The sequence below is a fragment of the Pseudomonas bijieensis genome (assembly GCF_013347965.1).
Classification (GTDB): Bacteria; Pseudomonadota; Gammaproteobacteria; order Pseudomonadales; family Pseudomonadaceae; genus Aquipseudomonas; species Aquipseudomonas bijieensis.
Genome location: NZ_CP048810.1, coordinates 5,065,905 through 5,089,550, shown reverse-complemented (window position 1 = coordinate 5,089,550; position 23,646 = coordinate 5,065,905). Strand labels below are relative to the sequence as shown.

The following is a 23,646-nucleotide window of genomic DNA, read 5'->3' as shown; positions in this document are numbered from 1 at the left end:
CGCGATAACGATCGATCAGACAATACAACCCTCAAGCCAAAAGCATCCGCCGCAACTCGACACAATCGCGCGCATGCCAATCCGTCAGCTCCGGCCATGGATTGTCCGGCAGGTTCACCAGCACCGTCCGCGCCCCAGCAGCACGCCCGCAGTCCAGGTCGAAACGGTAGTCACCGACCATCACCATTGTCTCAGGTGCCACGTTCCAGGCCTCGGCCAGTTTCAACAGGCCACCGGGATGAGGCTTGGGCGGTGCTTCGTCGCGGCCCAGCACATCTTCCACGGCGAAACAGTCCGCCAGGCCGATGGCTTCAAGGGTCACGTGGGCCAGCTCGCGGGCGTTGCGGGTCAGGATCCCCAGGCGAACGCCACGCGCCGCCAGTTCGCGCACCAACTCGACCGCCCCCGGTGCGGGCTTGGAGCCCAACGCCAGGTCCCGTTCGTGCTCCAGCAGCCAGGCATGCTTGGCTGCGGCTTCATCGGCCGGCAACGCCGCCAGGTGGGTGAGGATGTCATCTTCGGCCGGAATCGCCAGAGCCACGCGGATCGCCGCGAAATCATGCACGGCGATGGTCAGCGTGCCGTCCATGTCGAATACCCAGTGTCGAACGTCGGCCAGGCTCATGCCCAGTCCTTGCGATGGCGGATCAAGCCTTCCTGGGTCACCGAGGCCACCAGTTGCCCGGCGCGATTGAACACGCTGCCACGGGAAAACCCGCGGGAATTGCCAGCCCACGGGCTGTCCATCGCGTAGAGCAACCAGTCATCGGCGCGCAGGTCGGCGTGGAACCACAAGGCGTGGTCGAGGCTGGCGACCTGCATATCCTTGTGCCACACCGATTTGCCGTGGGGCAGCAGCGAAGTGGTCAACAGGCCGAAGTCCGAGGCGTAGGCCAGCAGGTATTTGTGCAACGCTGGCGAATCGGCCAGGGCGCCATCGGCGCGGAACCACACGTACTTGATCGGATCGGCCGGTTGCGGGTTGTAAGGGTCTTTTTCGGTGACCGGGCGCACCTCGATCGGCATGGGGCACAGCAGTTTTTCGCGCATGTGCTCAGGCAACAGGTGCGCGCGCTGCTGGGTCAGCTCCAACTCGGACGGCAGGTTCTCCGGCCCGACGACTTGCGGCATGCTGCTCTGGTGCTCAAAGCCCTGTTCGTCATACTGGAACGACGCACTGCAGGTGAAAATCGGGTTGCCCTTCTGGATCGCCGTCACCCGGCGGGTGCTGAAACTGCCGCCATCACGCACCCGGTCCACCTGGTAGACCACCGGCAGTGCGGCATCACCCGGACGCAGGAAATAACCGTGCATTGAGTGCACATGACGCGCCTCCTCCACGGTCTGGCTGGCCGCCGACAACGACTGACCCAGCACCTGGCCACCGAACAACTGACGGAACCCCAGGTCCTGGCTGCGACCGCGAAACAGGTTCTCTTCGATCGGTTCCAGGGTCAGCAGGTCGACCAGATCTTCCAACACGTGGCTCATTCAGACTTTCCTCACACAGCGCAACACCGCGCAGTCTGCGCTGCGGCGGTGGATCGATTGTTGGCCCGAGCCATTGTGGCGGGCATTGTAAACGTCCGTGTCGGCTAACCGTGCAGGGTCTGTAGCCACTGTTCACGGTTGATGCGATAGAGCACATGGTGACGCAATGGATGCCCGACCGCGAGCTTTGGGTGTTCGAAGTCGTCAGCCGGATCGTGCTGCATGCCGATGGCCTGCATGACCTTTTGCGACGGCAGGTTATCCACAGCGGTGAACGCCACCACTTCGTCCAGCAACAACTGGTCGAAGGCGCAGCGCAGTGCGGTCCACGCCGCCTCGCTGGCATAGCCCAGCCCCCAGTGCTCCCGCGCCAGACGCCAGCCGATCTCGATGGCCGGTGTGAACGGCGCGTCGAACCCGACCACACCGAGCCCGGTAAAGCCAATGAAGGCCCCGGTGTCCTTGCGCTCCAGGGCCCACAAACCAAAACCATGCTCGGCGAAATGCCCACGCACGCGACCGATCAGGGCGGCGCTTTCCAGGCGGCTCAAGGGCGCGGGGAAATAACGCATCACCTGTGGGTCTGCGCACATGGCGGCAAATTCCGGCAAGTCCTCGTCACGCCACTGCCGCAACAGCAGCCGTGCGCTTTCCAGTTCCAGTATCGGCTCCATCTTCACTCCCCTTCCATGCCCCAGAGTCTACAACGCTGGTAGGATCCGTCACATAATCACCACTGAAAACACCATGCCGCTGCCACTGATCTATCACGAAGACTACAGTCCCGAATTCCCGGCCGAACATCGTTTCCCCATGGATAAGTTTCGCCTGCTGCGCGATCACCTGGTCGACAGCGGCCTGACCCGCGACGCCGACCTGCTGCGCCCGGCGCTGTGTCCGCCAGACATTCTCGCCGTGGCCCACGACCGTGGCTATATCGAACGCTACATGGGCGGCGAGTTGTCCCGCGAAGACCAACGGCGACTCGGCCTGCCCTGGAGCGAAGCCCTGGCCCGTCGAACGGTACGCGCCGTGGGCGGCTCGCTCCTGGCCGCCGAACAGGCCCTTGAGCACGGTCTGGCCTGTCACTTGGCCGGCGGCACCCATCACGCCCATTACGACCACCCGGCCGGGTTCTGCATTTTCAACGACCTGGCGGTGATCAGTCGCTATTTCCTGGCCAGCGGTCGGGTCTCGCGGGTGCTGATTTTCGATTGCGATGTACATCAGGGCGACGGCACCGCTCGAATACTCCATGACACCCCCGATGCCGTGACAGTTTCCTTGCACTGCGAAAAGAATTTTCCCGCACGCAAGGCCCAAAGCGACTGGGACATCCCCTTGCCCATGGGCATGGGCGACGCCGCTTACTTGAAGGTGGTGGACGATGCGCTCAACTATCTGCTGCCGCTCTACCAGCCCGACCTGGTGCTGTATGACGCCGGCGTCGATGTCCACAAGGACGACGCCCTCGGTTACCTGAAGCTGACCGACGAAGGCCTCGCCGCCCGGGACGAGAGCGTCATGCGCCATTGCCTGGGACGCGATATCCCGGTGGTCGGCGTGATCGGCGGCGGCTACAGCAAGGACCGCCAGGCCCTGGCCCGTCGCCATGGGATCCTGCACCACAGCGTACAAAAGGTCTGGTCGTCATCAGGTTGTCATTGAACGCTGGGCGCGTTACCCACAATGCCTGTGGGCCGGCCTGTGGATAACCTGAGCGAAACGGCCTACAGGCTGTGTTGACTATAGCTTGCGCAGTCCTGGTTGTTTTTTGATCAGCTCTCAAGAGCACCTACCTACTCCTGTGGGAGCGGGCTTGCTCGCGAATGCGGTGCGCCAGTCGATATTTATGTTACTGACACACCGCATTCGCGAGCAAGCCCGCTCCCACAGGGATCTGTGCTGGTAGAATGCCCCGCCTATTCCAGCCCCCACAGTTCAAATCATGACCTCGACCGCCAAGCCTTCCACACCGAACATCGCCATCATCGGCGGCGGCCCCGCCGGCCTGATGGCGGCCGAGGTGTTGAGCCAGGCCGGCCTTCAGGTCGACCTGTACGACGGCATGCCATCGGTAGGCAGGAAATTCCTGCTGGCTGGCGTTGGCGGCATGAACATCACCCACTCCGAAGCCTTCCCGGCCCTCCTGTCCCGCTATGGCGAGCGCGCACCGAACCTCGCGCCGCTGCTGCGGGCATTCGGTGCGGATGAGTTATGCACATGGATTCACGGGTTGGGCATCGACACCTTCGTCGGCAGTTCCGGGCGAGTGTTTCCTACCGACATGAAAGCCGCCCCGCTGTTGCGCGCCTGGCTCAAGCGCCTGCGTGATGCCGGCGTGGTGATCCACACCCGTCATCGCTGGCTCGGTTGGAACCCCGATGGCAGTTTGCGAATAGCCAGTCCGGAAGGTGAGAAAACACTACGCCCCGACGCGACACTGCTGGCACTGGGCGGCGGCAGCTGGTCACGCCTGGGCTCTGACGGCGCCTGGATGCAGGCGCTGGAACAGCACGGCGTGGCCCTGGCACCGTTGCAACCGAGCAACTGCGGGTTCGAGGTCGAGGCCTGGAGCGACCTGATGATCAGCAAATTCGCCGGCGCCCCACTGAAAAACATCGCCATCGGCCTTAACGACGATGTGCCGCGCCTCGGCGAATGCGTGATCACCACCACGGGCATCGAAGGCAGCTTGATCTATGCGTTGTCGGCAGCGATTCGCGAAGCGATCAACCAACACGGCAGCGCAACGACTCATCTGGACCTGCTGCCAGGGCGACCTGTGGACAAAATCCAGCAAGCCCTGAGCAAGCCTCGCGGTTCACGCTCATTGGCCAAGCACCTGCACAGCCAGTTGGGCATCGATGGGGTCAAGGCGGCGCTGTTGCGCGAGCTCACACCCGCCGATTGTTTCGCTGACCCGGCGCGGCTGGCCCAGGCGATCAAGGCCTTGCCGGTCACCCTGGTAAAGACCCGGCCTTTGGACGAAGCAATCAGCAGCGCCGGTGGCGTGGCGTTCGAAGCCCTGGATGAACGCCTGATGCTCAAGCAAATGCCTGGCGTGTTCTGCGCTGGGGAAATGCTCGATTGGGAAGCGCCGACCGGCGGCTACCTGCTCACGGCGTGCTTTGCCAGCGGCCGGGCGGCGGGGTTGGGCATGGTGGAGTGGTTACAGCGCCTGGATTGAAGATCGAGGCGCGGCCATCGCGAGCAGGCTCGCTCCCACAGTGATCGCATTCTTTCTGAAAGAACTCGGTCGAATGTGGGAGCGAGCCTGCTCGCGAAAGTGGTTTATCAGATAGAGCAGATCATCAAGGCTTACGCTTACGCGGCCCGGTATTGAACACCGGCACTTTTCGCACAGGCTTGACCGAGGGTTCCACAGGCGAGGAATCGCCGCTGTCCACCCACTTGCCCAGGTTGCGCTTGCCACCACCGCCCGAGGCCTTTGGTTTCTTCGGCTTTTTCGGTTTCTTGATGACCTGGCCACTGGCATCAGTGTCCGGCACCCGATGCTCAGGCTCGAAGTCCTGCTCCATCTGCCGGGGCAATGTCTGACGGGTCAGCATCTCGATGGCCGACAGCAGATTCACTTCATCGGCGCAGACTAAAGAAATCGCCTGCCCCGTAGCGCCCGCCCGACCGGTACGACCGATACGGTGGATGTAGTCTTCGGCGACGATCGGCAGGTCGAAGTTCACCACCAACGGCAAATCCTCGATATCCAGGCCACGGGCGGCGACATCGGTGGCCACCAGGATCTGCACTTCGCTGGCCTTGAAGCGGTCCAGGGCACGCTGGCGGGTGGCCTGGGGCTTGTCACCGTGGATGCCGTCGGCGTTGACGCCCAGGCCCTGGAGTTTTTCCACCAGCGCATCGACGCCGTTGCGCGTCTTGGCAAAGACCAGCACCTGCTTCCACTTGTTCTTGCGCATCAGGTGCACGAACAATTCCGGCTTGCGCTTCTTGTCCACCGTCACCACCCATTGCTTGACGGTGTTGGCGGCCACGTTGCGCGGACTCACTTCAATGCTCAGCGGATCGTTGAGCATCTGCCCGGCCAGCAAGCGGATCGCATCGGAAAAGGTTGCCGAGAACAGCAGGGTCTGGCGCTTCTTCGGCAGGGCCTTGTAGATATTCGCCAGTTCTTCGGAGAAGCCCAGGTCGAGCATACGGTCGGCTTCGTCCAGCACCAGGGTCTGCAACTGGTTGAACTTCAGCGCGTTCTGGCGGAACAAGTCGAGCAAGCGGCCCGGCGTGGCGACCAGCAGGTCGACGCCTTTGCGCAGTTTCATCATCTGCGGGTTGATGCTGACGCCGCCGTACACAGCGTAAGTGCTCAGCGGCAAGTTTTGCGCGTACTGACGCACGCTTTCATGGACCTGTTCGGCCAGCTCGCGGGTCGGCACCAGGATCAACGCCCGCACCGAGTTGGCCGCGACTTTCGGTCCCTCGGTGGTCAGCAGTTGCAACAGCGGCACGGCGAAACCGGCGGTCTTGCCGGTACCGGTCTGGGCGGCGGCCATCAAGTCGCGACCGGCCAGCACTGCCGGCATGGCTTGGGCCTGCACCGGAGTCGGGGTCTGGTAACCAAGCGTCTCGAGGGCGCGCAGCAAGGGTTCGATCAGGCCAAGGGTGGCGAAAGTCATGGAAATACCGTAGGAAAAATCAGCGCAAGGTGTGCAATGCGCGGCAGTTTACCCTAAATCAGGATGTGGCCGGCGCAGGCTTGGGTTTGCGCCACTGGGGCAAGCCGATCAACACCACCGCACTGATGATCACCAGCATCGCCAGGGCTTCTTCGATGCCGATGGTCTCACCGGCGAACACAATGCCCAGCAACACCGCCACGGCCGGGTTGACGTAGGCATAACTGGTGGCTGCCGCCGGACGTACATGCTTGAGCAGGTACATGTAGGCGTTGAAGGCAACGATCGAGCCGAAGCAAGTCAGGTAAGCCAGGGCGAACCAACCTTCCAACGGCGGAATACTGTCCAGATGCTCACCGCTGGCCACGCTGCCGATCAACAGCACCACGCCACCCACCAGCATTTCCACGGCGCTGGCCATCGCCCCCGCCGGCAACGGCAGGTGCTTGCTCAGCACCGAACCGAAGGCCCAGGACGCTGCCGCGAACACCAGCAAGGTCGCGCCCAACGGGCTCGATTGCAGGTTCGAACCGAGATTGAGCATGGCGATGCCGATCAACCCTAGCACAATCCCCGCCCATTCCAGACGGGTATTGCGCGCGCCCCAGAAGTAGCCGCAGAGCAGGGTAAACAAAGGTACCGTCGCCACCGCCAGCGCAGCGACCCCGGATGCCACGCCCGTGTGCTCGGCCACACTCACCGCACCGTTACCGAAACTGAGCAACAGCACGCCAATGATGGCCCCGGCCTTCCATTGCGCCCAAGTCGGTGCCGGCGCTCCACGCCAGCGCAGGAAGCCGTACATCAGCGAACCGGCCAGCACGAAACGGATCCCCGCCAGCAACAGCGGCGGCCAATGCTCGACACCGATGCGAATCACCAGGTAGGTCGATCCCCAGATGACGTACAAGGCGAAAAAGGCAGCGATCAATGGCAAAGGAAAACGGCGTGGGCCAGGCATGGTCGGCTCGAAGTCAGGACAATGAGAGACGCTATTCTAGAAAGGCGACAGACGGAAAATAAGTTACAAAACCTGTTTATCCGACCCATACACTTTTCAAAACACGGAGATAAACGCTATAAACCATGCTTTCGAAAGTCATGTCATCGGAAGCCAAACCGTGGATAAATACGACCGCATGCTGCTCAGCGCTTTGTTGGAAAACGGTCGTGCGTCCTACGCCGAACTGGCCCGCAAAGTGAACCTGTCGGCCCCCGCCGTGGCCGAGCGAGTCAGCAAGCTGGAAACCAGCGGCGTGATTACCGGCTATCAAGCCAAAGTCGACATGGCGAAAATCGGCCTGCCGATCCAATGCGTCATCGAACTGCGGATGGACCAACACGGTAAACAGAAGACTTACGACGAACTGTGCAAGATCCCACAACTGACCGAATGCCATCGGGTGACCGGCGATCCGTGCGTGATCATGCAAGCGGCGGTCGGTTCTATGCCGGAGCTGGAAGAGCTGATCAACCGCATCGCCAAGTTCGGCTTCAGCAAGACCTCGATCGTGCTGTCCAGCGCCATTGAAAAGCGTGTGCCGTTGGGGCAGTTGGAAGGCAACGGGAAATAAACGACCCAACACAAATCAAAACTGTGGGAGCGAGCCTGCTCGCGATAGCGTTGGATCAGCCAACATCAATGTCGACTGACATACCGCAATCGCGAGCAGGCTCGCTCCCACAGTTTTTGTTTTGTGGTGTGCTTAGAACCCGCGATGCCGCTTGAGATGCTCGTTGATCTTCGCCGCCGGCACTTTCTGCAAGCTGCATAGCAAATCATGGGACAACTCCCGCAGCCCATGCTTTTGCCGCAGTTCCGAGGCCAGGTGCGCGGTGAGGTTGGCGGCCATTTCGGCGTCGGCCATGGCCCGGTGAGCCTGGCCGGTGTGGGGCAAGCCAGCGAACGCGTTGAGGGTGCCGAGTTTGTGGTTCGGCGCCGCCGGCATCAGGCGCCGGGCCAGCAACAGTGAACAGGCAAAATTCTGCAAGCGGGTGCGTTTGATTCGCCCCAGTTCGAAGTCCCAGAACTTCTGGTCGAACGCGGCGTTGTGGGCCAGCAGCGGCGTGATGCCGACGAACTCGTTGACCTCGTTCATCACCTTTTCCGCCGACGGTGCACTGCGCAGCATGGCATTGCTGATGCCGGTCAGTTGCTCGATAAACGCCGGGACGCGCACGCCGGCATTCATCAGGCTCTGGTAGCGGTCGACGATCCGGCCCTGCTCAAGGATCACCACGGCAATTTCGGTGGCCCGACAACTGCTGCTTGGCGTGATGCCGGTGGTTTCAAAGTCGATGACTGCGATGCGTTCCAAACCTGTCTGAGCTCCGTAAAAATCAATTCTTGAGCAGCAAGGCGCCTTCGATGGGCACGTAGCGGCTGGCGGCGCGGATCAGCGAATTGGCGGTCAGCCCCGGCACGCCATAGGCCACAGCCTGGACGCCGTGCTTTTGGATGATGCGCTCGAGCAGCATGTCGAAATCGCCGTCACCGGAGGCCAGCACCACTTCATCGACGTGGTCGGCGGCGTCCATGATGTCGAGGGTGATGCCCACATCCCAGTCGCCCTTGGCCGAGCCGTCGCTGCGCTGGATGTAGGGCTTGAGCTTCACGACAAAACCCAGGTTGCGCAGGATCTGCTGGAATTGCTGCTGTTTGCTGTCGCCGCGATCGATCGCATAGGCATAGGCCTCGACGATCTGCCCCTGCTTGCTCACATCGGCCCACAGCGCGGCATAATTGAAATGGCAACCATAGGCCTGGCGCACGGTGTAGTAGAGGTTCTGGACATCGGCGAACACTGCAATTTTTTTCACCGCGTTTCCTCTTGGATGCACACGCACGCAGACCACCTGGGCCGAAAAGTTGCCCAGTATGCCAGTCTGAAGGATTGTTCCGCGAATAATCGGCCCGAGGCGCCAGGGCGCCCCGGACGAATGGTGGGTCAGACGAAGGAGTCGTCGTCGCCGAAGAAAGAAGAATCGTCGCTGTAGTCCGCGTCGCTGAAACCACCCTGGTCGTTGCCATAGGTATCGTTATCGGCCACCCGCTGATCATCACCCCAGCCGTTGTCACTGCTGTTGGCAGTGTCGTTGACCGGTTGGGCCGGCTCTTCCTTGATGACTTCGACGATTTCCTGCGGTTGCTGGCCGCTGTGGAACAGGCTGCTGATGCCTTGGGCCAGCATCACGCCGCCGGCCACGCCCGCTGCGGTTTTCAGGGCGCCGCCCAGGAAGCTGCTCGCTGCCGGGGCCTGCTGTTGCGGTGCGCCGTAATTGCCGGGCGGCGCGCCGAAGCCCTGTTGGGGCGGAGCATTGAAGGACGACGGCGCCGGTTCGCGCCAGCCGCCCCCACTGGAGGCCGGCGGGCTCGATGGGCGTGAATCCCGCGAGCTGCCACCGAAAATACTCGAGAGAAAACCACCGCCGCCGCTGGGCGCCGACGTCTGTTTGCGGGCCTGTTGCAGCTCGGCCTGCAATTGCTCGACTTGCTGGCTCAGTTGCTTGTTCTGTTCATCGAGGCGCTTGATCGCGGCCTCCTGCACCAGAATCGCCTGGGCCATGAAATAGCCCGCCGCTGGCTGGCTGACCATGTGCTCCTTGATCCGCGCCTCGGCCTGGGCGTCACGCGGGGCTGATTCCTTTTCGGCCTGTTGCAGCCGTGAAAACAGTCCATCGATCAGGGTTTGTTCTTCGCTGTTCATGGCGACCTCGTTAGATTGCCGGGTAGAAACCATTCCGATCCCGAAGACCGGTGCCCACCAGTAATGGGGCTCGCCAAAAAGGTTTCAATGGTCTTTACCTGATGTTTACGTTTGCTTGTGCGGGCGCCTGATCGGTTAAAGTGTCGAACCGCTTTTTTGAACTGCGATACCGACTCATGAATCCGTTTGACGTGTTGCGCGACTCTTTGTATTTCTTCAAGCGCCATCTGGGCCGGATCGCCCAATTGTGCCTGCCGTTGGTCATACTCGAGGCTGTGCTGCAGCAAGGCGTGGACAACGCCGTCGGCCCCGAGGGTTTCCCCGGCTACAGCGTGATCGTCGGGCTCCTGGTCTACCCCTTGTACACCGCCGCGTTGATCCTGTTTCTCGACGCCCGCAGCCGCGGTGAAGCGCCACGCACCCGTGACTTGCTCGCAACCGCCCTCACCCTGTGGCCACGCTTTGCCTTGCTGACGGCCCTCAACACGCTGTTGATCCTGGTGGGGCTTTCGCTGTACTTCCTGCCTGGCCTGTGGCTGATGGTGACCCTGGCCTTCAGTGAATACCTGTTGGTCCTCAGGGGCCTGACACCCCTGGCCGCGATGAAGGAAAGCCTGAACCTGTCCCGCGGCAACTTCTGGCGGATCCTGCTGTGCATTCTCGCGGTGATGGGCCCGCTATGGCTGCTCAAGGGCGTCAGCGTCTCGGTGTATCCGTCGCCCCAGAACCCCGTGCTCAGCCTGCTGATCGACAGCGTCCACAGTTTCCTGCAACTGTTCACCAGCGTGGTGCTGTTCCGCATGTTCATGTTGATCGAGGCCAAGCCTGATAACCGCTGATCGCACACTGCGAAGGCCCTGGGCTTGGGCTTGAGAACCGCTCTCGGTTATGCTCGGGAGCACTTTCGCGTTTCGCCCATAAGCCGAGCCATGACCCGTCTACTGCGCTACACCTTGCTGGGCCTGCTGTTGATCCTCAGCCTGGCCGCCCTGTCGATCTACGGCCTGACCTGGCGACCACAGCCCCGGGAAACCGTGCCGGTCAGTTGCACCGCCAACGCGGCACCGCTGGTGCCCGGCCAGGCGTTGAAGGTGATGACCTGGAACGTTCAGTTCCTCGCCGGCAAGCGCTACGTGTTCTGGAACGACCTGGCCCAGGGCGACGATGAAAGCCCGACCCTGGAAGACATGGCCTTCAGCCTCGACGAAGTGGCACGGGTGATCCGCGACGAGCAACCGGACATCGTGCTGCTCCAGGAACTGGACAAGGGCGCCAAGGCCAGCGATTACCAGGACCAGCTCAAGCTGTTGCAGGAACGCCTGGCCGACCTCTACCCGTGCGGCACCAGTGCCTTCGACTGGAAGGCCGACTTCATCCCCAACCCGCATATCTTCGGCAGCGTCGGCCGGCAACTGGCGACCCTGAGCCGCTACCGCATCGAACACGCCGAACGAGTACAACTGCCGGTGGCCGACGCCAACTTCATCAGCCGTCAGTTCCAGCCGAAAAATGCCTTGTTGGTGAGCTATCTGCCACTGAGCGATGGCGGCCAACTGGCGGTGCTCAACACGCATCTGGAACGGGCCACCGAGCCGGAAGAAACCCCGCCCAGACAAATCACCGCCGTCGCCAAGACACTGGATAAATTCGAATCGGCGGGCACGCCCTGGTTGATCGGCGGCGACTTCAACCAGTTGCCCCTGGGCCAGTACCGGCGCCTGCCGTCCGAGCAACGCACGCCCTACTCCGCCGACAGCCCCTTGCACCTGTTGTGGGACAAATACCCGATGATCCCCACCAACAACGAGGCCAGCGGCATCGACCGCGAACACTGGCTGACCCACTACCCGAACGACCCCGGCCTCAACGGCCCCGACCGCACCGTCGACTACCTGTTCTACAGCCCGCGGATCAAACGGGTTGAAGCTCAGGTAAGGCAGGACGATACCTTGCGCATCTCCGATCATTTGCCGGTGATTGCGCGGTTCTTGTTGCCGGCAATGCCATGAACGGAGTGTCACCATGACGGTAATCGCCCTGATCAACCCCGAGAATGACCCGCACTTGATCGCCGACTGTTTGATCAGCGCGGACGGTCCGGACATGCGCAAATCGATGTCTGTATGGGTTCCTTCACTGGGGTTGATACCCACTGATTGGCATGACGCCGACGGTCCGTTTCATATCGCGCGAATGGGTCGAAAAACCTACATCCTGAAGAACAACAGCGGCATGCTCGCCTTTGCAGGGGATTGTCGATCGGCTTATGAATTCTGGGTGGCGCTGGCAGGGTCGATCGAGACAAAACTCAGCTATCAACCGGATGCCCTGATAGATGCCGACACGATCGACCAGGCTCTAATGGGCATGGGCAGGACCGCGGGTGCATTCCATATGCTGGGCGTTCTACTGGATGGAAAAGGTGCCAAGCGCGCCTACATCCACCGCCCCGAAGCCACGATAACCACCAAGAACTTTGGAACCTGCTATCTAGCCGGTTCCGGGACACACCATCTCAGGCACCAGATCGAAACGGAAGACGAACGCTTCGCTTCCATCGAGGAGTGGCCCTGGACGCATATCTCGCCGACTGAAGAACTGGCGGAATCACTGTGTTCCAACATGCTGTATTACGAATCCGACATCAACAACGGGCGTAAACCCAATACCCCCATTCATGACCGGTTCGGCGGATTTTATGAATGGTACAGCATTAAATCCGCCGGGATAAAACCCACGCCACCCAGGATCGACTTGAATATCCTGGTCAAGGACGATGCCCTGTACCTGACCCGGCTCCATTTCTCCGAAAGCACTCATCCGCCTGCGGGTAACCCTAATTTCAAAGGGTCGCAAGTCATCTTGAAGGTCTTGACGTTCTGCCTGAGAACACAGGAATTCGACCCACACCGACTTTTCGACAACCTGGCGTTCACATTCGAGCAGGTAGAGGGCGTACTCATCGAGCGGTTCTTCAACCACTACGATAGAGATGCAAGCTCGCCGCTAGCGGACCCCAGAATTTCAGGCATTGTCCCGGCGGACGTCCTGCAAAAGGACTTTGGCCATGGCTTGTCGGTCAAGAGAGTTCGCCTGACCGTATCGGTCAATGGATATGCCGTTGTAAAGGGCGTGACCGAAAGCGACGAATCCCTCGCACCGGCCAGGATCCAGTATGCCAACGGTCAGGTATCAGTGGCCTTCAGCGAAAAAATAGGTCTTTTGATTGCAGATATCGTCTCGAGGCATCTGAAATAGTCTTTGTGATACAGGGCACTAGGGTTTACGCGGCTTGACCCGCGCCGTCGCCTCCGCCACCAGGGGGTCGTCCGGCCAGTAATGCTTGGGATAGCGCCCCTTGAGGTCCTTCTTCACCTCGGCGTAGGTGCTGCGCCAGAAATTCGCCAGGTCCTGGGTCACCTGCACCGGTCGCCGCGCCGGTGACAACAGGTGCAACTTGACCGCCTGCCGCCCGCCGGCAATGCGCGGGGTGTCGGCCAGGCCGAAGAGCTCCTGCAAGCGCACCGCCAGGATCGGCGGGTGCTCGCTGTAGTCCAGCCGGATGGACGAGCCCGAGGGCACGCTCAAATGGTGCGGCGCCAGTTCATCCAGGCGTTGCGGCAGGGGCCAGGGCAACAGGTTGTGAACGATGCTGGACAAGTCCAGGTTGGCGAAGTGACTGAGGCGCGAGACTCGCCCCAGATACGGCATCAGCCAATGTTCGAGACTGTCCAGTAACGCCACGTCGCTGACATCCGGCCACTCGCTCTCGCCCTTGGCCTCCAGGTCCAGGCGACGCAGCAGCGCCACCCGCGCCTGCCATTGCCGCAGTTCCGGGGTCCAGGGCAACAATTCCAGGCCCTTGCGACGCACCAGGTTTACCAGGGCCTGGCTACGGGCTGACTCATCCAGGCCGATCAATGGCTCGCGGCTGAGCACCAGTTCGCCGACCTTGCGCTGGCGCTCGGCACGCAGCACACCTTCACGCTCGTCCCAATCCAGTTGATCCACAACACGGACTTGCTCGGCCAATACCGAATCGAACAACGCTGGGTCGAAATCCGTCGCCAGGTAGATCCGCTCTTCCCGCTGGCCATGGCGGCTGCCCAGGTCGACGATCACCAGCCACGCTTGTTTCATCAGGCTGTCAGCTTCGGCAAACAGCGCCGCACGGCCATTGGCCAAGCGATATTCCGCGCCGCCGGGCCGGCGCTGCTGGGCGACGCGGTCGGGGTAGGCCAGCGCCAGCAACGCACCGAGCCAGCGTGGATGATCGGGATCGGCCACCGCTTCTTCGGCCTTGCCCCGTAGATAACCGCGATACTGCCGGGCCAGTTGCCGCGCCCGCTGCACCCCGCCTTGGGCGCCACGCGCCGCTCGTTCTTCGCCGGACAACAAGGCCAGGCGACTGTGCAGATCCGCACCGGCGCCACGCAGAATATCGCGCTCGCCCAGCAGCGCAGCGACGTTACAGGCCATGTCCGCCAGCCCGAGCGCCTGGCCGCGCAGCAGCAGATGCGCGATGCGCGGGTGGGCTGGTAGTTCGGCCATGGCCTGGCCGTGGCGGGTCAGTTGCTCGCCCTCCAGCGCGCCCAGGCGTTGCAGCAGATCCTGGGCCTGGGCATATGCAGCGGCCGGCGGGACATCGAGCCAGACCAATTGCTGCGGCGCCATACCCCAGCGCCCCAGTTGCAGGGCCAACCCGGCCAAATCCGCCGAAAGAATCTCCGCACTGCCGTAAGCAGCCAGTTGTTCATGCTGGTCTTCGGACCACAATCGATAGCACACGCCCGGTTCCAATCGACCGGCCCGTCCGGCCCGCTGGGTGGCGCTGGCCCGGGAAATGCGCTGGGTGTCGAGACGGGTCATGCCGCTGCCCGGGTCGAAACGCGGCACCCGCGCCAGGCCAGCATCGATCACCACCCGCACGCCGTTGATGGTCAGGCTGGTTTCGGCGATGTTAGTGGCCAGCACCACTTTGCGCTGGCCCGGTGGCGCAGGGTCGATGGCGGCGCGTTGGGCCGCCAGGTCCAGCTCGCCATGCAGCGGGCAGAGCAGCACATCGGTGTTTTCGCCCAAGGCCTCGGCCAGTTGTTGATGGACCCTGCGGATTTCCGCCTGGCCGGGCAAGAACACCAGGACGCTGCCGGTTTCATCGTGCAGCGCTTCCAGCACGGTCTGCACCAGTCGCGGCTCGATGAATTCACCGGGTTGAAACGGCCGCCCCCAACGCACCGCCACCGGGAACATACGCCCTTCGCTGCGCAGGATCGGCGCATCGTCCAGCAACCCGGCCAGGCGCTCCCCTTCCAGGGTGGCGGACATCAGCAGGATCTTCAGCGGCTGGTCGTCACGAAACAGCTCTCGGCCGTTGAGGCTCAAGGCCAAGGCCAGGTCGGCATCGAGGCTGCGTTCGTGGAACTCATCGAAAATCAGCAGCCCCACGCCTTCCAACGCCGGATCATCCTGCAAGCGGCGAGTGAGGATGCCTTCGGTGACCACCTCGATGCGGGTCTGGGGCCCGACCTTGCTGTCGAGGCGAATCCGGTAGCCGACGGTTTCACCGACCTTTTCCCCCAGTTCACTGGCCAGTCGCTCGGCCGCCGCCCGTGCCGCCAGGCGCCGGGGCTCGAGCATCAGGATGGTCTGCCCGGCCAGCCAGGGCTCGTTCAGCAAGGCCAGGGGCACACGGGTGGTTTTACCGGCACCGGGCGGCGCTTCGAGCACGGCTTCGTGGCGCGATGCCAAGGCTTGACGCAGGGCGGGTAAAACTTCATCAATCGGCAAAGAAATCATGCTGGCTCCAAAACAGAGGGCCGAGTATAACGGCGAACTGTTTAGCGTGGTCTGGACTCCAACCAGCAACGCCTTTACCTGTTCAGGAGATTGCTATGCGTATTCCCTTTCGCGTGATCGGTGGCGTGCTGGTCGCCTCCCTGCTGACTCAGATCAGCGCCTGTGGCTCGATCTTCTACCCGGACCGTCGCGGCCAGATCGATGGCAAGATCGACCCGGCGATTGCCGCGCTCGATGCCGTCGGCCTGCTGTTCTACATCATCCCTGGCCTGATCGCCTTCGCCGTGGACTTCGCCACCGGCGCCATTTATTTCGAACCGGGCAAAAGCGTCCAGATCGAGCCAGAAAAACTCAAGCCGGCCATCAACCCCGACGGCACCGTCAATAACCACAAGTTGCAGGCAATCCTGGAACACGAACTGGGCCGCAGCTTCCCGCTGGACGATCCACGGTTGATCCAGCACAAGGGCAGCGCGCAACAACTGGCCGCGCTCGGTCTCAAACCGGCCGCATGACCGGCGCCACAGAAGGAACGACCGCGCCATGACCGCCAGCTCCGAACACGCTCGCCTGCTACGCCTGGCCACCCGGGCCTCGGTGGCCGTGGCACTTATCCTGGTCGTCGCCAAGGCGTTGGCCTGGTGGCTCAGCGGCTCGGTGAGCATGCTCGCCGGGCTGACCGACTCGGCACTGGACGGCGTCACCTCGCTGCTCAATCTGCTGGCGGTGCATTACGCCCTGCGTCCCGCCGACGATGACCATCGCTACGGTCACGGCAAGGCCGAGTCCCTGGCCGGGATGGCCCAGGCGCTGTTTATCGGCGGCAGTGCGGTATTGATCGCCTTGCAGGCCTTCGAACGCCTGAAAAACCCGGTGCCGGTGGACGCGCCCTGGCTCAGCGTCGGCGTAATCGTGTTTTCCCTCGGGCTGACCCTGGCTTTGTTGGCGTTGCAGCATCGGGTCATCCGCGCCACCGGCTCCAACGCCGTGCGCGCCGACTCGCTGCACTATCGCTCCGACTTGTTGCTCAACGGCAGCATCCTGGTCGCCCTGGTATTGGCGGGGTTCGGCTGGTATCAACTGGACGCCTGGTTCGGCCTGGGGATCGCGGCGTACATCCTGTGGAGCGCCATCCAGATCGCCCGGGAAAGCTTCGCGGTGCTGATGGATGAGGAACTGCCGCCCGACGTCAGCCAACATATGCTGGAACTGGCCTGCGCCGTGCCCGGCGTGCTCGGTGCCCACGACCTGCGCACGCGGATCTCCGGCAACCACTGGTTCGTGCAATTGCACCTGGAATTGCCAGGGGATTTGACCCTGTCAGTGGCCCACGGCATCAGCGACCAGGCCGCCGATGCTATCCACAATGCTTATCCAAAGGCCGAAGTGCTGGTGCATGCCGATCCTTCGGAAGTGGTGAAGCGCGCCAGCGCTTGATGCCCAACACCCGTGGCGAGGGAGCTTGCTCCCGCTCGGTTGCGCAGCGACCGCAAGATCCTGGGCCTGCTGCGCAGGCCAGCGGGAGCAAGCTCCCTCGCCACAGGGAACTGCTTCTATACCGTGTGATCAGTACGTCACCTGATACCCACGACTGCTCAAGCAACTGCCCTGGGCCTGCCGATAGGTCTGCACCACTTCCGGCGCCGGTGGATAGGTGTAGTTGCGCGGATCGAAACCACTCTGCTGCACCGCCCAGCGATAGCAGTCGTAGCCATCCTGATTGACCTGCTCGGGGGACTGGCCGTTGGCCGGATAGGCCACCACGTCAAAGCTGTTGCCCTGAGGCTGAGGTTGCGGGTTGGCCATAGGCGGCTCGACCACGACGTAATCCTGGGTATTGGCTTCGTAGATGTAATAGGCACCCGCGGCGAGAAAGAACAGCGAGCTGCCGATCCACACTTCCCTGGCGTAATCGGGCAGGTAACGGGTACGGATGCCCCGCGGCGGCTGCACCACCACGTAGCGCGGCCCTTGGGGACGATACCAGTAGCCGCCCGAGTAGAAATAATCCTGGCCGCGATAGGGCACGCGGTAGTTGCGATCCGGGAAACGGTCGATCACATAACCCGGCCGGTATTGCGGCCCCGGGCCCCAGCCGTTGCCATGCCCACCCGGTCGACCAGGCCAATGCTGATCGGGACGGCCATCATGGTCAGGCCGCGGACCTGCGTTCGGATAGCCGTCGTTGCGACGAGGGATGTCGCGGTAATACCCCGGTTGCGGTTCGCGGGTCTGGGTCACGCTGTCGGGCCGGCCCTGGATCGGCAGGTTGTTGCCAGGCTGCGGTTGCGGGCGGCCATGGCCGTTGGGGTCTTGAGGCCCACGATCATAATGTTGGCCGCCCTGGTACGGCGGCTGCTGCTTGACCTCGAACTGACGACTGTTGTCGCCCCGGATGATTTCGTTGCTCTGCGGCCGCGGCTGGCCCGAGTAACCCTGGCCGTTGCCGCCGCGCCCGTCCTGCCCGCGACCGCCGTCCGGGCCGCCTCGGTTTTGCTGATCGTCGGCCATTCCCTGCGCACTGACACTTGCCCACAACAGACCAACACCTGCCAAACGCCAGATGCGCGACTTCATGAAATTCCTCACAACGGTTCAGGGCCTGAAGATAAGACTGGAAAAGCCCAGGCCGGTTCTGCGACAGATTATCAGCCACGGGGTTTATTTCGCAGGCATTAAAAAAGGGAGGCCCGTCGGCCTCCCCTTGAGAATTTCGTCCGTGCTCGACGCTTATGACGTCGGCTCACCTCACGCCGTCTTCTGGACAGTGTGCAGCTCGGGGGCCTGCCAGTACCGGTGGGTACTGCGACCGCAGCCGGCCTGATTGGGCGGGCTGCACTGGACTGTTTGTCCGAGCAGTGATCTTGGTGGTAAGCATAAGCCTGGAGCGTCGACGGATGATTGCGAAGATTGCGGAAATAAACATCACTTGCGCAATTTTTAACCCCGGATAGATAATCTGCCGCAATTATCAAGATAAAGGCCCGACCGATGAGCAAACTCGACCGTTACGACCTGAGCATTCTGGCGGAATTGCAGCGCGACGCGCGCATCTCCAACCAGGAACTGGCCGAACGCATCGGCCTGTCGCCCTCCCCCTGCTCGCGACGGGTCAAGCAGTTGGAGGATGACGGCTACATCACCCGCCAGGTCGCCCTGCTCGACCGCAAGTTGCTGGGCCTGAGCCTGACGGCTTATGTGCTGATCGGCATGGACCGCCACACCCCTGAACGTTTCGAAAACTTCGAAGCCGCCATCCGCAACCTGCCGCAAGTGCTGGAATGCAGCCTGGTGACCGGGATGGACGCGGACTACCAGCTCAAGGTGGTGGTGCCGGACATGGACCATTACCAGAAGCTGTTGCTGGGGCACCTGACGCGCATCGATGGCGTCACCAGCGTGCGCTCGAGCTTTGTGCTGAACCAGGTGCTCAACAGCACTGAACTGCCGTTGACTCATCTGCGTAGCTGAACCACCGCTATCGCGAGCAGGCTCGCTCCCACAGGGGTCTATAGCGACAGCCCAGCCGATGAATAGCTGCGACACACCGCCGCAGGCCAACCCCTCGCCCGCCCCCCATGCCGTATACTCGCCGCGCCTTTTCAACCCAGCTCACGTCGGAGTGTCCTGATGGATCCTGCTGTTTTCGAAGAGTGGATGATGACCGGCCTGGTCAGCATCCTGATCATTTTCATGGGTTTCATCGTCTGGGACCTGGCGAAGAAGTCCAAGGCCGGGCGTTTCGGCTCGTTCATCCTGTTTTTCGTGCTGGGCCTCGGTGTGGCCGCATTCGTCATCAAGAGCGTGGTGATTGGCCTGATCGAATCCGGGACGCTATAAGCGCGCCGGCACTTCTTTCCACTGGCCCTGGTCGAGCCCTTCGATCGTCCAGTCGCCGATCCTGACACGCACCAGGCGCAATGTCGGCAAGCCCACGGCGGCGGTCATGCGTCGCACCTGACGGTTGCGTCCTTCGCGAATCACCAGTTCCAGCCAGCTCGTGGGCACGCTTTTACGAAAACGTACCGGCGGATTGCGCGGCCACAATTGCGGTTCGTCCAGTTGGCGGGCCTCGGCCGGCAAGGTCATGCCGTCGTTCAACTCCACCCCGGCGCGCAAACGCTGCAATTGCTCGGCACTCGGCTCGCCCTCCACTTGCACCCAGTAGGTCTTGGCCAGCTTGTGTTTGGGATCGGCAATGCGTGCCTGCAACTGCCCGTCGTTGGTCAGCAACAGCAAGCCTTCGCTGTCGCGATCCAGCCGTCCGGCCGGGTAGATGCCCGGTACGTCGATAAAATCCTTGAGCGTCGCCCGCCCCTCACCGTCACTGAATTGCGTCAGCACATCGAAAGGTTTGTTGAACAGGATCAGTTTTGGCTCGGCTGGCGGCGCCTTGGCCACACGGCGCGGCGCGGAAGCTGGAGGTTTCGCGCCAGGGCGGCGGGAAACAGGGCGTGAGGGGCGTGACATGGCGAACACAACATCTAGCGGTCAGGGCCGCTAATGCTAGTGGCCTGACCGCTAAATAACCACCGCCGTATCAGCGGAACGGCGGCTCGTCGAAGCTGCGCAGCTTGCGCGAATGCAACGAGTTGAGTTCGGTGCGCAGCAGGTCCAACGCCTCGATGCCGATCTTCAGGTGCTGGTTGACCGCGCGCTCATAGAACGCGTTGGCCGAACCCGGCAGCTTGATCTCGCTGTGCAGAGGTTTGTCCGAGACGCACAGCAACGTGCCATAGGGCACCCGCAGGCGATAACCCTGGGCGGCAATGGTGCCGCTTTCCATGTCCACCGCCACGGCGCGGGACAGGTTGATCAGCGGACGCTCCTGGGCCCAGCGCAGCTCCCAGTTGCGGTCGTCGTAAGTCAGCACGGTGCCAGTGCGCAGGCGTTTTTTCAGCTCGTCGCCCTTTTCACCGGTGATATTCGCCGCAGCCTGCTGAAGCGCCATCTGCACTTCGGCCAGGGCCGGAATCGGAATGTTCGGCGGCACCACCCGGTCGAGAATGCCATCGCGACGCATGTAGGCGTGGGCCAGCACGTAGTCACCGATGGTCTGGGACTGCCGCAGCCCGCCGCAGTGGCCGATCATCAGCCAGCAATGCGGACGCAATACGGCCAGGTGGTCGGTGATGTTCTTGGCATTGGACGGGCCGACGCCGATGTTCACCAAGGTCACGCCATGGCCATCATTGGTCTGCAGGTGATAGGCCGGCATCTGGTAGCGGTGCCAGACCACACCGGCGGCGATGGCCGACGCTTCGCCGTGGTCCATGTTCTTGTCGATGATCACGTTACCCGGCAGGACCATGCGCACAAAGCGCGGGTCGCTGCGCAGTTGCTCCAGGCCGTGAACGATGAACTGGTCGACATAGCGGTGATAGTTGGTCAGCAGGATCCACGGCTGCACATGACGCCAGTCGCTGCCGGTGTAATGCACCAACCGACGCAGGGAAAAATCCACCCGCGCGGCATCGAACAGCGCCAGGGGCAGCGGGTCGGTGTTTTCCCAATCGTAGAGACCGTCGGCGATACCGTCGGTGGCGGCCGACAGGTCGGTGCTGGGGAACACCCGCGCCAGTACCGCGGCGGTTACACCGGAGCCGGCCAGTTCATCGCCCTGCTCCACCACGTACGGGTACGGAATGTTCTGCTCGCTGACACCGACTTCCACGGTGACGGTGAAGTCGTGCATCAGCGGGACCAGCTGTTCCAGCAGGTACTTACGGAACGCGGCGGGATGGGTGACGGTGACGCTGTAGGTGCCGGGCAACTGGACCTTGGCGTAGGCACGCGTGGTTTGCGGGACTTCGCCGTGGCAGTGATAGGTCAGGCGCAAGGCCGGATAGCGAAACAACGCACGTTGCTCGGCATCCGGCTCGACGCGGTCCTTGAGATAACGCATCAGCGCCTGATTCAACGCGGTGGTCGCACGCTCGTGCAGGGCCGCCAGACGATCCACGGCTTGTTCGGCGGTTTGAACGACAATAAACGCTTCGGTCACGATCAGCTTCCTGTGTTCTGACTTGCAGGCCTTCATCTTGCCTGCATCGCCGCCCGACGGGAACAGTGGCGTATTGGCGCGCTCGATCATTCATCGACAATCCCTGTGGGAGCGAGCTTGCTCGCGATAGCGGTGCGTCAGTCACCAGAGCTGTTGGATGTGCCGACGCCATCGCGAGCAGGCTCGCTCCCACCCTTGACCTCCAGTGACTACAAACCCTTCATTCACCGCCAATCCCTTACTCGCGATGGCGGTGTGTCAGTCACCACAGATGCTGGATCAAGGGTTTCGCGGTCTTCCTAGAAACCATGGGGGGTGGAGCGGGTGACGATGGCTTCGACATTCAGGCCCCGGGGCAAGGCACCGTATACCCGGCCAGCCGAGCCAAGGCGGCTGGCAATGAAGGCGTCGCTGATGTCGCTGTTTCCCGCCTCGAGCAACAACTTGGCCTGCAGGCCGACGGCGACGTCTTCGGTCAATTGCCGGGCGCGGTACTGGATGTCGTCGGTGTCCTTGAACGCTGCGTGCAATTGGTGGATGTGCCCGGCCAGGCGCTTGTCGCCGTGGCCATCGCCCAATTCGCTGAACAATACTTCCAGCACGCCCGGCTCCTTGGACAAGGCGCGCAGCACATCAAGGCATTGCACGTTGCCGGAGCCTTCCCACGTCGAGTTGACCGGCGCTTCGCGGTACAGGCGCGGCAGGATGCTGTCTTCGACGTAGCCGGCGCCGCCCATGCATTCGGCGGCTTCGTTGATCATCGCGGGGGCGCGCTTGCAGATCCAGTACTTGCCTACCGCCGTCACCAGCCGGGCGAACTTGGCTTCGTGCTCGTCATTCAAGTGGTCCAGCGCCTGGCCCATGCGCAGGCTCAAGGCCAGGGCGGACTCGCTTTCCAACGCCAGGTCAGCCAGGACGTTCTGCATCAGCGGCTGCTCGCTCAACAGCTTGCCGCCAACCTTGCGGTGGGCACAGTGGTGACTGGCCTGGGTCAGCGCCTGGCGCATCAGGGCGCTGGAGCCGACCATGCAATCGAAGCGGGTCATGGCGACCATCTCAATGATCGTCGGCACGCCTCGGCCTTCTTCACCAACCATCCAGGCCAGTGCGCCACGGAACTCGACTTCGCTGGAGGCGTTTGAACAGTTGCCCAGCTTGTTCTTCAACCGTTGAATGTAGAACTGATTGCGCGTGTCGTCGGGGCGATGGCGCGGCAGCAGGAAACAGGTCAGGCCCTTGTCGGTCTGGGCCAACGTGAGGAAGGCGTCGCACATCGGCGCCGAACAGAACCATTTGTGGCCCACCAGTTCATAGGCCTGGCCCGGGCCACTGGCGCCCACTGGATAGGCCTTGGTGGTGTTGGCGCGCACATCGGTGCCACCCTGTTTTTCGGTCATTGCCATGCCGATGGTGACCCCGGCCTTGTGCGCCATGCCAACGTTGCGCGGGTCGTACTCGGTGGCGAGCACCTTCGGCACCCAGCGCTCGGCCAGGTCCGGCTGCAAGCGCAGCGCCGGTACGCTGGCGAAGGTCATGGTCAGCGGACAGCCGGTGCCGGCTTCGGCCTGGCTGTGCAGATAGGTCATCGAGGCCCGGGCGACATGCGCCCCGGGCTGTGGATGGGCCCAGGGCAAGCTGGGCAGGCCGTGCTCGACGGCGGTACGCATCAACTGATGATAAGCGGGATGGAATTCCACCAGGTCGATGCGATGGCCATAACGGTCATGACTGGAGAACACCGGCTTGTTCTGATTGGCCAGAAAGCCCGCTTCCATCAACGGCCCGCCGGCCAGCGCCCCATACGCATCTATCCGCGCCTGCGCCCAGCCAGCGCCGAAACGCCGCGACCATTCTTGCAACGGCAGGTCGATGCGGTACAGGTTGGCGCCATCGAGCGATGGCGGCTGATTGGTGACGTCGTGGGTTTCAGCGAACTGGTGCAGGTTCATGACAGGGCTCCTCGATCAGCCAGGAGGTTCAGTTAAGCACCGCCCCC

Annotated in this window: 23 protein-coding genes; 10 read left to right on the top strand and 13 right to left on the bottom strand. The window is 62.4% G+C overall.

Going from position 1 to position 23,646, the window contains the following annotated elements; genetic code table 11:
- Window positions 1-31: 31 nt before the first annotated feature.
- The 3 genes from GN234_RS22385 to GN234_RS22375 form a co-directional block, all read right to left on the bottom strand.
- The gene (locus tag GN234_RS22385; RefSeq protein WP_116833512.1) at window positions 32-625 is read right to left on the bottom strand and encodes an HAD family hydrolase; all 594 of its coding nucleotides are present in this window, start codon (window positions 623-625) and stop codon (window positions 32-34) included.
- Window positions 622-1,491 carry an acyl-CoA thioesterase II gene (gene tesB, locus GN234_RS22380; protein ID WP_176689092.1) on the bottom strand — a complete coding sequence of 290 codons (870 nt, stop codon included), beginning with the start codon at window positions 1,489-1,491 and terminating at the stop codon, window positions 622-624. Before tesB ends, GN234_RS22385 begins: the two co-directional genes overlap by 4 nt.
- Before the next feature lie 104 nt (window positions 1,492-1,595).
- Window positions 1,596-2,165 carry a GNAT family N-acetyltransferase gene (locus GN234_RS22375; protein ID WP_116833514.1) on the bottom strand — a complete coding sequence of 190 codons (570 nt, stop codon included), beginning with the start codon at window positions 2,163-2,165 and terminating at the stop codon, window positions 1,596-1,598.
- A 73-nt stretch (window positions 2,166-2,238) separates the two neighbouring features.
- Between GN234_RS22375 and GN234_RS22370 the strand changes: the two genes are divergently transcribed.
- Together GN234_RS22370 and GN234_RS22365 are read left to right on the top strand one after the other, a co-directional pair.
- The gene (locus GN234_RS22370) at window positions 2,239-3,159 is read left to right on the top strand and encodes a histone deacetylase family protein (RefSeq protein WP_176689091.1); all 921 of its coding nucleotides are present in this window, start codon (window positions 2,239-2,241) and stop codon (window positions 3,157-3,159) included.
- Window positions 3,160-3,439: 280 nt separating this feature from the next.
- On the top strand, window positions 3,440-4,681 hold the full coding sequence (locus GN234_RS22365) for a TIGR03862 family flavoprotein (protein WP_176689090.1): 1,242 nt from the start codon (window positions 3,440-3,442) through the stop codon (window positions 4,679-4,681).
- Between the two features lie 124 nt (window positions 4,682-4,805).
- Here GN234_RS22365 and GN234_RS22360 read toward each other — a convergent pair whose 3' ends face one another.
- Both GN234_RS22360 and yedA read right to left on the bottom strand, forming a co-directional pair.
- Window positions 4,806-6,143 (bottom strand): DEAD/DEAH box helicase, encoded by a 1,338-nt coding sequence (locus tag GN234_RS22360; protein WP_116833517.1) that lies wholly within the window; start codon window positions 6,141-6,143, stop codon window positions 4,806-4,808.
- Between the two features lie 58 nt (window positions 6,144-6,201).
- A complete protein-coding gene (yedA, locus tag GN234_RS22355) occupies window positions 6,202-7,104 on the bottom strand; it encodes a drug/metabolite exporter YedA (protein WP_109756255.1) in 903 nt (300 codons plus the stop codon).
- 160 nt (window positions 7,105-7,264) lie between these two features.
- Here yedA and GN234_RS22350 point away from each other — a divergent pair, with 160 nt between their 5' ends.
- The gene (locus tag GN234_RS22350) at window positions 7,265-7,717 is read left to right on the top strand and encodes an Lrp/AsnC family transcriptional regulator (RefSeq protein WP_109756256.1); all 453 of its coding nucleotides are present in this window, start codon (window positions 7,265-7,267) and stop codon (window positions 7,715-7,717) included.
- A 132-nt stretch (window positions 7,718-7,849) separates the two neighbouring features.
- Here the strand turns inward: GN234_RS22350 and GN234_RS22345 are convergent, their stop codons facing one another.
- From GN234_RS22345 to GN234_RS22335, 3 genes are all read right to left on the bottom strand, one after another.
- Complete coding sequence (locus tag GN234_RS22345) at window positions 7,850-8,461, bottom strand: 3'-5' exonuclease (protein WP_116833518.1); 612 nt, start codon at window positions 8,459-8,461, stop codon at window positions 7,850-7,852.
- A gap of 22 nt (window positions 8,462-8,483) precedes the next feature.
- On the bottom strand, window positions 8,484-8,963 hold the full coding sequence (locus GN234_RS22340; RefSeq protein WP_053182045.1) for a LabA-like NYN domain-containing protein: 480 nt from the start codon (window positions 8,961-8,963) through the stop codon (window positions 8,484-8,486).
- A 128-nt stretch (window positions 8,964-9,091) separates the two neighbouring features.
- Entirely contained in the window at window positions 9,092-9,850 is a 759-nt protein-coding gene (locus GN234_RS22335) for a DUF2076 domain-containing protein (protein ID WP_163856523.1), read from the bottom strand.
- A gap of 176 nt (window positions 9,851-10,026) precedes the next feature.
- Here GN234_RS22335 and GN234_RS22330 point away from each other — a divergent pair, with 176 nt between their 5' ends.
- The 3 genes from GN234_RS22330 to GN234_RS22320 all read left to right on the top strand — a co-directional run bounded on the left by GN234_RS22330 (window position 10,027) and on the right by GN234_RS22320 (window position 13,108).
- Window positions 10,027-10,689, top strand: coding sequence for a YciC family protein (locus GN234_RS22330; RefSeq protein WP_109756259.1), 663 nt, complete (start codon window positions 10,027-10,029; stop codon window positions 10,687-10,689).
- A 90-nt stretch (window positions 10,690-10,779) separates the two neighbouring features.
- Window positions 10,780-11,859 (top strand): endonuclease/exonuclease/phosphatase family protein, encoded by a 1,080-nt coding sequence (locus tag GN234_RS22325; protein WP_109756260.1) that lies wholly within the window; start codon window positions 10,780-10,782, stop codon window positions 11,857-11,859.
- A 13-nt stretch (window positions 11,860-11,872) separates the two neighbouring features.
- Window positions 11,873-13,108 (top strand): hypothetical protein, encoded by a 1,236-nt coding sequence (locus tag GN234_RS22320; protein ID WP_176689089.1) that lies wholly within the window; start codon window positions 11,873-11,875, stop codon window positions 13,106-13,108.
- A gap of 18 nt (window positions 13,109-13,126) precedes the next feature.
- Here the strand turns inward: GN234_RS22320 and hrpB are convergent, their stop codons facing one another.
- Window positions 13,127-15,646: an ATP-dependent helicase HrpB gene (gene hrpB / locus GN234_RS22315; RefSeq protein ID WP_176689088.1), complete on the bottom strand. Its 2,520-nt coding sequence runs from the start codon at window positions 15,644-15,646 to the stop codon at window positions 13,127-13,129.
- A gap of 95 nt (window positions 15,647-15,741) precedes the next feature.
- On the opposite strand from hrpB, the gene GN234_RS22310 reads away from it, so the two are divergent.
- Together GN234_RS22310 and GN234_RS22305 are read left to right on the top strand one after the other, a co-directional pair.
- Window positions 15,742-16,161 (top strand): polyribonucleotide nucleotidyltransferase, encoded by a 420-nt coding sequence (locus GN234_RS22310; protein WP_109756263.1) that lies wholly within the window; start codon window positions 15,742-15,744, stop codon window positions 16,159-16,161.
- A 28-nt stretch (window positions 16,162-16,189) separates the two neighbouring features.
- The gene (locus GN234_RS22305; RefSeq protein WP_109756264.1) at window positions 16,190-17,083 is read left to right on the top strand and encodes a cation diffusion facilitator family transporter; all 894 of its coding nucleotides are present in this window, start codon (window positions 16,190-16,192) and stop codon (window positions 17,081-17,083) included.
- Window positions 17,084-17,212: 129 nt separating this feature from the next.
- On the opposite strand, the gene GN234_RS22300 is transcribed toward GN234_RS22305, so the two are convergent.
- Window positions 17,213-18,223 carry a DUF6515 family protein gene (locus tag GN234_RS22300; RefSeq protein WP_176689087.1) on the bottom strand — a complete coding sequence of 337 codons (1,011 nt, stop codon included), beginning with the start codon at window positions 18,221-18,223 and terminating at the stop codon, window positions 17,213-17,215.
- A gap of 414 nt (window positions 18,224-18,637) precedes the next feature.
- On the opposite strand from GN234_RS22300, the gene GN234_RS22295 reads away from it, so the two are divergent.
- Entirely contained in the window at window positions 18,638-19,117 is a 480-nt protein-coding gene (locus GN234_RS22295) for an Lrp/AsnC family transcriptional regulator (RefSeq protein WP_003185723.1), read from the top strand.
- A 159-nt stretch (window positions 19,118-19,276) separates the two neighbouring features.
- Window positions 19,277-19,486, top strand: coding sequence for a DUF2788 domain-containing protein (locus GN234_RS22290; RefSeq protein ID WP_007937369.1), 210 nt, complete (start codon window positions 19,277-19,279; stop codon window positions 19,484-19,486).
- Here the strand turns inward: GN234_RS22290 and GN234_RS22285 are convergent.
- From GN234_RS22285 to GN234_RS22275, 3 genes are all read right to left on the bottom strand, one after another.
- Window positions 19,481-20,047 (bottom strand): pseudouridine synthase, encoded by a 567-nt coding sequence (locus GN234_RS22285; protein ID WP_162893925.1) that lies wholly within the window; start codon window positions 20,045-20,047, stop codon window positions 19,481-19,483. The two genes, GN234_RS22290 and GN234_RS22285, sit on opposite strands and share 6 nt — an antisense overlap.
- A gap of 139 nt (window positions 20,048-20,186) precedes the next feature.
- The gene (gene amn / locus GN234_RS22280; RefSeq protein WP_163858942.1) at window positions 20,187-21,686 is read right to left on the bottom strand and encodes an AMP nucleosidase; all 1,500 of its coding nucleotides are present in this window, start codon (window positions 21,684-21,686) and stop codon (window positions 20,187-20,189) included.
- Window positions 21,687-21,949: 263 nt separating this feature from the next.
- Window positions 21,950-23,599, bottom strand: a complete 1,650-nt coding sequence (locus GN234_RS22275) for an acyl-CoA dehydrogenase family protein (protein WP_176689086.1) — start codon at window positions 23,597-23,599, stop codon at window positions 21,950-21,952.
- Window positions 23,600-23,646 lie beyond the last annotated feature (47 nt).